The organism is Kitasatospora sp. NPDC059973 (genome assembly GCF_042737525.1).
GTDB lineage: Bacteria > Actinomycetota > Actinomycetes > Streptomycetales > Streptomycetaceae > Kitasatospora.
Genome location: NZ_JBHWUI010000034.1, coordinates 49,749 through 61,198, shown reverse-complemented (window position 1 = coordinate 61,198; position 11,450 = coordinate 49,749). Strand labels below are relative to the sequence as shown.

Below are 11,450 nucleotides of genomic sequence, written 5' to 3'. Positions count from 1 at the left end.
GCCCCGGGCCGCGGCCGCCAGGCGGCGGGCGGCGTACCGCGCGGCCCGGCCGCCGAACCGGGCGGCGACGACCACGGCGGGCAGCGGATCGTCCGCGCAGAGCCAGGCCCGCTCGGTGCCCCGGCGCGGCCACGGGTCGGCGGGCGGGCGGTGCTCGTGCCACGCGGCGGACCCGAGGGAGAGCAGGTCGAGCTGGCCGACCCCGTAGCCGCGCCGCAGCTGCGGCCCGGGCGGCACCGGCCGCCCGGTGAGCGACAGGTGCAGCGCCCGCACCACGTCGACGCCCGCGGTGGTCTCGAAGAGCCGGAACTGCGCGCCCGTCCGCGGGTTGAAGTCCACCAGCTTGTACCGGCCGTCCCGCAGGTCGAGCCGCCAGTCGAGGTCGGCGATCCCGCAGTAGCCGAGCCGCCGGCAGAGCCGGACGGCCAGCTCGGCCAGCTCGGGGTTGGCGACGGACCCGGCCCGGGTGGTGACGCCCGCGCCGGGGGGCCAGGACCGCAGTTTGACGCCCGTGAAGACGGCCAGCGGCTCGCCGCCGGGGCCACAGGTCAGATGGGTGATCCAGTCCCGCGCCTGCTCGGCGGGCAGGTACTCCTGGACGAGCACCGCGAGCGGCGGCCCGTCGGAGGAGGCCCCGGGCGGGCAGTGGGACAGCAGCTCCGCCTCGCTCCGGACGACGGTCGTGTGGCCGACCACCGGGCGCTCCAGCCGGGTGAAGGAGGCGAGGTTCTTCAGCACCAGCGGATACCCGAACTCGGCCGCGGCGGCCAGCAGTCCGGCCCGGTCGACGGGCGTCCGGGCGGCCGGGGTGGGGGTGCCGGTACCGCGGCAGAGGTCGTGCAGGCCGCCCTTGTCGGCGAGCCGCCGGGGCAGACCGGGCGGTACCGGCGGCAGCAGCAGGTCCTCGGCCAGCTCGGTCGCGTGCTCGGCGAGCAGCACGGCGGCCTCGTCGTCGGTGGCCACCGCCACGGCCCGCCGCCCGCTCCGCCGCCGCACCTCTTGGGCCACCCCCCGCAGGGCGGCCGCCAGTTCGGCGGGCGGCTCCCGGCCGGTGCTCGGCCTGACCAGCGCTCCGGTCAGGTAGCGGGAGAGCGCGGTGGGCGTCAGCCGGTCCTCGACCATCGCGTAGACCGGGACGCCGAGCCGGCCGAGCGAGCGCACCGCGCCGACGGCGCTGTGCGACAGCGGGTAGTGACCGACCTTCACCAGCAGCGCGGGGACGGCGCGGTCGACGCCCAGCGGGCCTCCTGCCATAACGCTCCCACCTCTCAGTGCTGCCACACCTGGACCCACTGCGCCTGCAGGGCCGCCGAGTCCGTCCCGGCGGGCGGCGACTCCAGGTACCCGACGGCGAGGTTGATCACGATCTCCATCGCCACGGCCGGGATCCGCGAGGGGTCGGTGACCTGGAACCAGGCCTTGCCGTCGACGTACCAGGTCACCGCGGCGGGCTCCCAGTCGACGCCGAAGACGTGGTAGCCGGCGGAGAAGTCGGCGGGGCCCCAGTTCTGGCCGACGTGCTGGTCGGAGCCGTCCGCGCCGCGCCAGTGCAGGTTCATGTGGACGTACTGGTCGGTGTTGGGGAACTCGGCGATGTCCACCTCCGGCGGGGTGCCCCTGGTCGCGGCCGGGATCAGCCAGAAGGCGGGGAAGAAGCCGTGCGGGTTGGCCGGGACCTTGATCGAGGCCGCGAAGTAGCCGTAGGTGAAGGTGTGGCGCGGTTCGGCGTTCCAGGAGTCGCGGCCGGTGCTGACCATGCCGGAGACCCACGGGTACGTCCGGCCGTCGCTGCCCTTCACCGTCCGGGGCTGCGCGGTCAGGGTGAGGCGGCCGCCGCCGGCCTTGACCTGGCCCGGCTGGTACCACTGGTCCTCGCCGTTGCCGGCGTTGGTGCAGCCACCGTCGTTCCAGTCGTAGCAGGTGGTCCAGTTCGCCGTGTCGAGCGAGGAGCCGGTGAACTCGTCGTCGAACACCAGCCGCCAGGTGCCGGGCGCCGGGGGCCGGTTCGCGGCGGCGCCCGCCGGCAGCCCGGTGCCCGACCCCGTCGGCCCGGAGCCGCCGGCCGTCCCGGAGGTGCCGGAACAGGCGGCGGCCAGCACCAACAGGGCGGCCGCCGCTAACCCGCCGGCCGTCCGGCGGGCCCGACCCGGTCGCCACCGTCCGTGCCCCGGCCGCGCCCCGGCCGGCCGGCCCCGCCGGGTGCGGTGCGGCACCAGGGCGAGCACCGTGGTGACGGCCGCCAGGGCGGCGAGCGCGGCGCGCACCGAGAAGACGTGGGAGCCCAGCAGCGCGACGGCGGTCAGCGCGGCCAGTGCGGTGCTCAGCGCCACCGCGAGCGAGGCGGCGGCGAGCCGGTCGGGGCCGCCGGCCGTCCGGGCGACGGTGGGCCGGGCCAGCAGGACGGCCGCCCCCGGGCCGATCACCAGGAAGGCGCCGGTCAGCGCGACGCGCAGCGGACTGCCCGCCGCCAGCCCGGTGGACGCCAGCGCGGCCCAGCCGAGCAGGGCGGGCGCCAGCCGGGCGGCGGTGCGGGGAGGCGGCCTCATCATCACTGCCCACTCTCCGCGAACGGGCTCTCGACGGCGACCTGGGTGGAGTGCCGGTAGACGGTGGCGTCACCGTCGGTGAACACGACCCGCAGCGTCGGGGAGGCGGAGGCCGCCGCGCGGACCCGGTCGACGGTATCGGCGGGCAGGATGCCGGTCAGCCTGCACTCGGCGGTCTGGGCCTTGGTCAGCACGAGGTACGAGGGGCCGGTCACGGCGGGGTCGGCGAGTGCGGCCTCGACGGCCGAGGCCGGGTCGGCGACCAGCTGCCGGCGGTCGTCGGGCGTGCCCACCGAGAGCGCCGTCCGGCTGAGCTCGTCGTAGCGCTCCTCGGAGCCGGGCAGGTCCGCGGTGACCGAGACGATCCGCGACCCCGGCGGCGCGGTGTGCGCGACGTAGCGCAGTGCGGCGACCTCGCCGGGGCCGAAGGTGTTCATGGCCTCCTTGCTGTAGTAGCCGAAGACCAGGCCGCCCAGCAGGGCGATCAGCGCCACCAGGGTCAGCCCCCGGCGCACCGCGGGCAGCGCCCGGCGCGGGCGTCGGGCCCGGTGGCCGGCGGGGGTGCCCGACGGGGCGGCGGGGCCGGCCGGAGCACGGGAGGACGGGATCAGCACGGTCGCGGCGAGCAGAGCGGCCGCGGGCAGCGCGAACAGGTAGGCGCGGAAGATCATCTCGCCGCCGTAGCTGTTGGCGAGCAGCAGCGGGACGGGCGCGATCAGGAGCAGCGGCAGGGGGGTGCGGCGCACCCAGCGGTGGTGCACCACCGCCGTCACCGCGAGCAGCAGGACGGCGGCGGTCAGGCCCCGGTCGACCCAGGAGGCGAACACCTGTCCGGGGGCGGGCTGGGCGAGCCGCTGGAGGCCGGGCAGCGCGTTGTTGTCGGGCGAGGCCAGCGCGGCGACCAGGTTGCCGATGTTCTTGGCCAGGTAGGGCCGCGCGACCGTGGCGTCCCAGGCGAAGGTGATGCCGACGGCACCGACCAGGGCGGGCAGCACCACCCGGCGGTTGCGCCGCGGGAGGGCGAGCATCAGCAGGGCGCTGATCAGCATCAGCGGGGTGAGCTGGTGCGAGCAGGCGATGGCGGCCGTCAGGACGAGCACCAGGGCGAACGGCAGCGGGCGCCAGCCGCCCCGGGGCGGGATGTCGGTCACCCAGGTCATCGCCCGGGCGCCGGTGCCCGGCCCGCTCCGCGCGCCGGCCGGGCCTCGCCCACCCGCCGGGCCTCCCCCACCCGCCGTGGCGTCCCGGCCGGCGGACGCTCCCCCGCCGGGCGGTCCCTGCGCGACGCGGGTGGCCGCCAGCCGGCGCAGCACCAGCGCGAGCACCGCGAGGAACAGCAGGTAGGAGAAGGCCTGCGGGGAGAAGTAGTCCTGGCCGATCCAGGAGGTGCTGTAGTAGATCCAGATGCCGCCCCAGACCAGCCGCCGGTCCCGGGTGACGGTACGGAAGATCAGCAGCAGCGGGCCGAGCAGCAGGACGTTGGTGAGCACCGGGAACCAGGCCGCGTACCCGAGCGCGGAGTGCAGGCCGGTGGCGCGCAGCAGCAGCACGTTGAGCTGGAAGAAGCCGGGCCACTGGTTGTAGATGTCCAGCTCGCCGGCGTTCGGCACGGAGCCGTCGTGGCGCAGCATGGCGTCCACGACCATCACGTGCTTCCAGGCCCACGCGTACCGCAGTTCCGGGTAGAGCAGGGTGGGCGTGGCGTGGAGGAAGGCGATCAGGGCGAGGACGTACCCGGCCGCCCAGCGCTGGCGGATCCGCCGGTCGCGCAGGACGGCGACGAAGCCGGCCACCAGCAGGGCCAGGCCGGTCCAGTACAGGGCCGGCAGCACCTGGATCAGGCCGAGGTCGCCCATGCCGCCGAGCCGCACCCGGGGCAGCGCGAGCAGCCACAGGGCGAGCGCCACCGGCAGGGCCAGGCGAGCGAAGACGCCGAGCGGCCCGGCCTCCCGGCAGCCGGCGCGCAGCGCGCGCAGCGGCCCCGCGCGCAGGCGCCCGGGCGGGCGCGCGCCGTCGGGCTCCGGGGGCGGGCCGCCGGTGGGGAGCTGGGCGGGGGCCAGTTGGTCAACCATTGGACGGCCTTCCGACCGGACTGCCGACCGCGGTGCGCAGCCGGCGGTAGTTGCGCCAGAGCCGCGTGTAGAGGCTCTCCGGGACGGGTCCGACTCGGGCTCCCCGCCCGGCGATCCAGCCGTCGAAGACGTGGTCGGGGGTGTCGCTGCGGACCATCAGCCGGCAGATCCGCAGCACGGAGTCGGAGGCGGAGCTGAACTTGTTCTCCACCGCGGTCGCCGACGTCCAGCCCGCCTCGCGGACCTTGCGCCGGACGGCCGGGCTGGAGTACCCGTGCGGGTAGGCGAACGCGGCGACCTCGTGGCCGAGGGCGTCCTCCAGGCGCCGCTTGCACTCGACGATCTCGTCGGTGCAGCGCCGCCCGTAGACGGTGTCCAGCTGGGCGTGGGTGACGGAGTGGCCGCCGATCTCGACGCCCATCGCGTCCAGGGTGCTGATCTGCCGCCAGTTCAGCATGTCGGCCGGCGGGAAGAGGCTGCCGGTGGGCGGCCCGCCCGGCGGGTGGACGGCGCCGACGGTGACGTAGAGGGTGGCCGGCAGGCCGCGCTCGGCGAGCAGCGGGGCCACCGTCCAGTAGAAGTCGGCGAAGCCGTCGTCGAAGGTGAGGACGGCGGCGCGGGGCGGCAGCGGCGGGCCGCCGAGGATCGCCGAGACCAGCCGGCGCAGCGGCACCACGGGCCGCCCGCTGTCGACGATCCGGTCGATCTGGCGGCGGAAGGCCGCGGGCGTCACGGTGTACGGCGCGATCCACGGCGGCGGGTCGTCCGAGACCGAGTGGTACAGGAACACCGGGACCTCCTTCATGGCCGGCTCCTGGTGGACACGGCCGCGACCCCGGGCCGGGCGGCGGGGGCGGCACCGGAGTCCCCGGCGTCCGCGGTGGCCGCGGTGGCCCCGACGTCCGCCCGGGCGAGCCGGCCGACGGTGTACCCGGCCGCCGCCAGGCAGGCGCCGGCGCCGAGCGCCCCGGCGGCCCGCAGCCGCCGCCGGCCCAGCGCGCGGAGGATCGCGGCGGGCAGCGTGCGGCGCACGTAGCGGCGCTCGGTGGACAGCGCCGACCGGCTGCCCGCGTAGCGGGCGACGACGGCCTTGGAGCGGCCCTCCGCGTAGCAGCGGGAGCTGAAGTAGCGCCAGGTGGTGCGGGCCGGCGGGACGTGCTGGCGGACGACGGCGGCGGGCTCGTAGCGCAGCTCGGTGCCGGGGTGCCGGGCGGTGAGCCGCAGGCAGAGCTCGGTCTCCTCGCAGCCGAACGGGCTGGTGCCGATCCGGCCGAGGTCGCCGCGGAAGCCGCCGGCGGCGACCACCGCGGCCCGGCGGAAGGACATGTTGGCGCCGATGAAGTTGCGCACCGTGCCGGTGCTCCCGGCGGCCCCGGGGTAGGAGCAGCCGACCACCCAGTCGTACTCGGGCGGGAACCAGCCGGGCCGGCCGGTCTCCCACCAGGAGTCGACCCGACCGCCGACGCCGAGCACCCGCGGGTCGCGGAAGCCGGCCAGCAGCCGTTCGGTCCAGTCGGGTTCGGCCACCGCGTCGTCGTCCAGGAAGGCGACCACCTCGCCGCGGGCGAGCGTGACCCCGGTGTTGCGGGCGCCGGAGACGCCCGGGCGTTCGGGGCTCTCGACCAGCCGCAGGCCGGGGCGGGCGGCCAGCCGGGCCGTCAGGGCGGGGCAGTGGTCGACCACCACGACGGTCTCGTCGGGCTGCCGGCGCTGGGCACGGATCGAGTCGAGGGCGGCGCACAGGTCGTCCCAGCGGTCGAGGGTGTAACTGCAGACGACCACGGACAGGGTGGGCCCGGGGCCCGGTGCGGTGACCGGTCCGGCGTTCGGCACGGTGTTCATCACGATCTCCGATCGGACGACGGCAGCCAGCGCGGGAGGGCGACCAGCAGCGGGAGGGCGAGGACCGTCGCGGCGAGCAGCCACGCCAGCCCGACCCCGGTGAGGCCGAACACGGGCAGCAGTCCGGCGACGAGCGCGATCACGAGGACGGCGTAGACGAGTTGGAGCCCGATCATCCAGCCCAGGGCGCGGCGCACCCGGGCGACGTCGGTGGCCAGGCTCAGCACGACGGTGGGCAGGGCGGAGAGGGCCATCAGCCGCAGCACGGTGGTGCCGTGCTCGGCGTAGCCGGGCCCGAACAGGCGCAGCATCCAGGGGGCGAAGGCCACGATCACGGCCACCGCCGCGAGGACGAGCAGTCCGGTGTGCCACATCATCCGGCGGGCGTGTTCGGCGAGCCGTTCGGGTGCCCGGGCGGCCTCGACCACCAGCGAGCTGCCCATGCTGTAGGCGGCCATGTAGAGGCTGTCGGCGATCACCCAGGCGAGCGAGTAGTAGGCGTTCTGCTCCGCGCCGAGCACGGCCAGCACCATGAGCGGTACGACGCTGCAGGCGGCGATGCCGGAGATGTTGCCCAGGTAGTCCGCGACGGCGTAGCCGGCCACCCGCGGCGGGGCGGACGCGGTGGCGCCGGCCGCCCGCTGGTGGGCCGGGATCGCCCGGCGGAAGAGCACGACGTTGGTGAGCAGGACGGTGATGAGCAATGCCGCCGCCCAGGAGACCAGGATCCCGGTGCCGACCGCGAGGACCGCGCAGACCGCCAGCGCGCCCGCCTTCGCCAGGGCGAACAGCGCGTTCTCGCCGAGCACCCAGCCGGTGCGCCGCAGTCCGGTCAGCGCGCCGTCCTGGAGGACGAAGAGCGAGTAGCCGGCCGTGACCACCACGAAGGCGACCGCCACCACCGGCTGCCGCAGGTAGCCGAGGCTCGGGGAGATCCACGGGATCAGCAGCAGGAAGAGCACCGCGGCGAACGCGCTGGCGGCGATGCTCGCCGCGTAGCAGCGGGCCACCAGCCGCCGGGTGTGCTGCCCGGCGCCGGGGAGGAAGCGCACCAGGACGCTGCTGAGGTTGAACCGGCCGACCGCGGAGAGCAGCCCGGCGGCGGAGACGGCGGCGTAGCTGAGGCCGACCGTCTCGGCGCTGTACCAGCGGGTGGCGAACAGCCAGAAGATCGCGCCGAGCGCGGCCGCCACCATCGAACTCGCCAGCAGGATGTGGCCGTTGCGCAGCAGCGGCTCCCCGGCCAGCCGGGCCCGGCCGGCCCGGGCGCGGGCCCGCAGCAGGTCGCGGTAGGAGCACTGGCAGGGCAGCGGGCGCGGGCAGGAGCAGGGCCGGGCGGGCGCGGCCGCACGCGTGCTGAGCGACTGCATCACGACCAGTCCTCCGCCCGGAACCGGCGGTCCTGCCGCCGGCTGACCAGGTAGCTGAACGGTCCGTGCAGCAGGCCGCGCAGTTCGAGCCGGCCGAGCCGGGCCAGTCCCGGATCGCCGTCGCGCCCGCCCCGCCCGGGGCCGGCCGGGGCGGGCGCGACGGCCCGGCGCAGGGCGTACCGGGTGCCGGCCGGGAGGCGGCGCAGCAGCTCGGCCAGCAGGCCGGGGCGCTGCGAGACGGCGGCGGTCAGATAGGCGCCGAGGCCGGTGCCGAAGCCCTGGATCTGGGCGTCCAGCTCGGCCATGGTGCGCCGGTGGCGGTGCCAGACGACGGCGTCCGGCCGGTACGCGAGGGTGTGACCGGCGACCAGGACGCGCAGGAAGGCGAGCAGGTCCTCGCCGCCGCGGGTCGGCGTACCGGCGCCGGTCGCCGGGTCGAAGCCGCCGAGGTCGCGGATCACGGTGGTGCGGAAGGCCATGTTGGCGCCGGTGCCGAAGCGGCCGGCGGCGAAGGGGAAGAGCGGGTCGCGGCCGGCCGTGCGCGTCGACCAGTCCCGGGGGGCGAAGCCCTTGCCGAAGCCGCAGTACCGCTCGAAGACGGCCTGGGCCTCGGTGTCGAGTTCGGCGGGCACCACGAGACCGGTGACGCAGGAGACCCGGGGGTCGGCCCGGAAGGCCCCGGCGAGGGCGCTCACCCAGCCGGGGTCGGCCAGCGCGTCGTCGTCGGTGAAGGCCACGTACTCGCCCCGGGCGGCGGACAGGCCGCGGTTGCGGGCCCGGGCCAGGCCCGGCACCGGCTCGCGCAGGTACCGCAGCCGGTCCGGCCCGAGCGTGCGGATCAGCCGTTCGGTGGCGTCGTCCTCGGGGGCGTTGTCGACCACCAGGAACTCGGTGGCCGGGTAGTCGGTGCGCAGCAGCGCGCTCAGGCTGTCGCCGAGCAGGGTGGGCCGCCCGCGGGTGCAGACGATGACGCTGACCAGGGGTGCGCGGGCGCCGGGGGGCGGCGGGGCGGGGGCCGCCGGCCCGGTGTCGAGGTGGCGTTCGGCCGCCTCGACGAGCCGGCGGCGCAGCCGCCCGGCGTCCGGGCCGGCGTCCGGGCCCGCGCTACCGTCGGGACCTGGCCGGTCGGCGTCGACGGCGACCAGGCAGAGCGGTCGGCCGGCCCGGCGGACCAGGGCCACCACGGGCCCCTGCGGGCGGACCGGGGCCGTGAAGCCGGGCCGCCACGGCCCACCGGGCCGGTCGAGATCGAGTTCCACCACCTGGGCGGGCGCCCGCAGGACGGTGGTCATGACGCACCTCCGGTGCGCAGGCTCCGCTGGCGCCACACGCTGATCAGATAGCCGAACGGCCCGACCAGCAGCCCGCGGAACTCGCGGCGCCCCAGCCGCAGCAGCGCGGCCTCGCCCTCGGCCGGGCCGCAGCGGGCCCGGTGCCGGCGCACCCGCTGCCAGCGGCGCAGACCGGAGGGGACGCGCCGGACGAGCGTGGTGAGCAGCCCGGGCCGGTGGGCGACGGCGGCGGTCAGGTAGGCGCCGAAGCCGACGCCGAAGTTGAAGACCTGCCGGGTCAGCGCGTCGCCGGTGCGCGGGTGGCGGTGCCAGACGATGGCGTCCGGCTGGTAGGCGACGGTGTGGCCGGCGTCGAGCATCTGGAAGAAGGCCAGCAGTTCCTCGCCGCCGCGGGCGGGCGTACCGGCGCCGGTCGCCGGGTCGAAGCCGCCGATGCCGCGCAGCAGGGCGGTCCGGAAGGCCATGTTCGCCCCGGAGCCGAACCGGCCGACCGAGAACCGCATCAGCGGGTCGTCCGGGCGGTCGCGCAGCGACCAGTCGCGGGCCGCGAAGCCGCGGGAGTAGCCGCCGTACTGTTCGAGGGCGGCCTGGGCCGGGGTGTCGAGTTCGGCGGGCAGCACGAGGCCGGTGACGCAGCCGATCCGGTCGTCCGCGCCGAACGCCCCGGCCAGCGCGCCGACCCAGCCGGTGTCGATGATCAGGTCGTCGTCGGCGAACGCCACCACCTCGCCGTGCACCGCGGCCAGGCCGCGGTTGCGGGCCCGGGCCAGGCCCGGCACCGGCTCGCGCAGGTACCGGACGCGGTCCCGGTACCGCGTGGCGACGAGGCGTTCGGTGGCGTCGCTCCGCGGGGCGTTGTCGACCACCAGGACCTCCACGTGCGGATAGCCGGTCCGCAGGAGCGAGTCGAGGCAGCTCCGCAGCTGCTCGGTCCGGTCGCGCGTGCAGACCACCACGCTGACCGTGACCGGGCCCGCGGGCACCCGGGCGCGGCCGACCCGACCGGGACGCGCCGCGGGTGTCGCGGTGGACAGGGCGGGAACCGGGAGTTCCCGGTGGGCGACGTCGACCAGCGCCCGGCGCAGCGCGGCACTGTCGCCCGCTGTTCCGGTGGCCGTGACCAAGCCGAGCGGGTGTCCGTGCAGCCGCACCAACGCCAACACGCGGCCGACCGGGTCGGCGGTGCCGAGACCCCCGGGCGAGCGCAGCTCGCTCGGATCGTCCAGGTCAAGGTCGACGACGCGGACGGGGGTGTAGAGCGAGTCGCGGGCGGCGGAGCGCGGGCAGGCAGCTGCGGTGCGCCGGTCGGAGCCATTCATCGTTGCTCCCCCGCGGAGGCTGCCGCCGAGGACCGGGCGCCGGGACGCTCGGTGATCAGGGTCCTCAGCACCCGGCGGCCGTCGGAGACGGCGTGCAGGTGGGATCGACCGCTGCGGCGGGGGAGTTCCAGGCTCGGCACCTCGGCCATCCGCAGTCCGGAGCGCAGCGCGTGCGCGATCATCTCGGCCTCGATCTCGAAGCCGGAGGAGCGCAGGTCGAGCGCGTCCAGGAAGGAGCGGCGGAAGGCGCAGTAGCCGTAGCACAAGTCGGTGAGACTCGCGTCGTAGAGGCGGTTGACCACGGCGAGCAGCGCGCGGTTCCCGAAGGAGCGGACCTTGGTGAGGTCCAGCGAGCCGCCGCCGGCGATGCACCGGGAGCCCTTGACGAAGTCGAAGCCGTGGTCGAGGAAGTGGAGGAAGTGCGGGATCTCGCCGGGCCACATCGAGCCGTCGGCGTCCATCATGACGATGTACTCGCCACTGGCGGCGGCGAAGCCGGTGCGCAGCGCGTTGCCCTTGCCGGGCCCGCTCTGCTGGACGCTGCGGACGGTCGGCAGGCAGTGCCGGGCCATCGGGACGGTCGCGTCGTCGGAGGAGCCGTCGACCAGGATGACCTCGTCCACGCAGCGCGGGATCTGCTCGAACACCCAGGGGATGTTGCGGGCCTCGTTCTGGGCGGGGACGACCAGGGTGACGCTGTGCCGACTGGCGACGCCGTCCCCGGCCCGGCGCATCGGCCGACGGGCCGTGGCCCGGTCCTCGGCGCGGCGCATCGGCCGTCGGGGGGCGGCCCGGTCCTCGGCCCGGCGCTGCGGCCGGCCGTCGTGGTCCGGGGACGGAACGACGTGGGGGGGCAGGGTGGTGCTCATCGCGGGCGGCCTCTCGGAGGGAGGAGGCGGCGGGCGGCGCCGGGCACGGCGCGGCCCCTGTGACGGGGCGGGCCCGGTGCGCGACGCGGGGTGCGCGGGGCGGGGCCCCGGAGGGAAGTCCCCGGGGGGACTGCCGAAAC

General features: G+C 76.4%; 9 protein-coding genes. All 9 read right to left on the bottom strand.

Annotated elements, in window-relative coordinates; translation table 11 throughout:
- A partial coding sequence (locus ACFWA9_RS12540; protein ID WP_380386196.1) for an ATP-grasp domain-containing protein occupies positions 1 to 1,254 on the bottom strand: 1,254 nt, incomplete at its 3' end.
- 14 nt (positions 1,255 to 1,268) lie between these two features.
- Entirely contained in the window at positions 1,269 to 2,549 is a 1,281-nt protein-coding gene (locus ACFWA9_RS12535; RefSeq protein ID WP_380386193.1) for a family 16 glycosylhydrolase, read from the bottom strand.
- Positions 2,549 to 4,618, bottom strand: a complete 2,070-nt coding sequence (locus ACFWA9_RS12530) for a glycosyltransferase (protein ID WP_380386190.1) — start codon at positions 4,616 to 4,618, stop codon at positions 2,549 to 2,551. Before ACFWA9_RS12530 ends, ACFWA9_RS12535 begins: the two co-directional genes overlap by 1 nt.
- The gene (locus ACFWA9_RS12525; RefSeq protein WP_359839960.1) at positions 4,611 to 5,423 is read right to left on the bottom strand and encodes a polysaccharide deacetylase family protein; all 813 of its coding nucleotides are present in this window, start codon (positions 5,421 to 5,423) and stop codon (positions 4,611 to 4,613) included. Before ACFWA9_RS12525 ends, ACFWA9_RS12530 begins: the two co-directional genes overlap by 8 nt.
- Positions 5,420 to 6,460 (bottom strand): glycosyltransferase family 2 protein, encoded by a 1,041-nt coding sequence (locus ACFWA9_RS12520; RefSeq protein ID WP_380386186.1) that lies wholly within the window; start codon positions 6,458 to 6,460, stop codon positions 5,420 to 5,422. The genes ACFWA9_RS12525 and ACFWA9_RS12520 overlap by 4 nt, the downstream gene beginning before the upstream one ends.
- Positions 6,460 to 7,830 (bottom strand): lipopolysaccharide biosynthesis protein, encoded by a 1,371-nt coding sequence (locus ACFWA9_RS12515; protein WP_380386183.1) that lies wholly within the window; start codon positions 7,828 to 7,830, stop codon positions 6,460 to 6,462. Before ACFWA9_RS12515 ends, ACFWA9_RS12520 begins: the two co-directional genes overlap by 1 nt.
- Positions 7,830 to 9,122, bottom strand: a complete 1,293-nt coding sequence (locus ACFWA9_RS12510; protein WP_380386180.1) for a glycosyltransferase family 2 protein — start codon at positions 9,120 to 9,122, stop codon at positions 7,830 to 7,832. Before ACFWA9_RS12510 ends, ACFWA9_RS12515 begins: the two co-directional genes overlap by 1 nt.
- Positions 9,119 to 10,441: a glycosyltransferase gene (locus ACFWA9_RS12505; RefSeq protein ID WP_352294114.1), complete on the bottom strand. Its 1,323-nt coding sequence runs from the start codon at positions 10,439 to 10,441 to the stop codon at positions 9,119 to 9,121. Before ACFWA9_RS12505 ends, ACFWA9_RS12510 begins: the two co-directional genes overlap by 4 nt.
- Positions 10,438 to 11,310, bottom strand: coding sequence for a glycosyltransferase family 2 protein (locus ACFWA9_RS12500; protein ID WP_329490673.1), 873 nt, complete (start codon positions 11,308 to 11,310; stop codon positions 10,438 to 10,440). Before ACFWA9_RS12500 ends, ACFWA9_RS12505 begins: the two co-directional genes overlap by 4 nt.
- Positions 11,311 to 11,450: the final 140 nt, after the last annotated feature.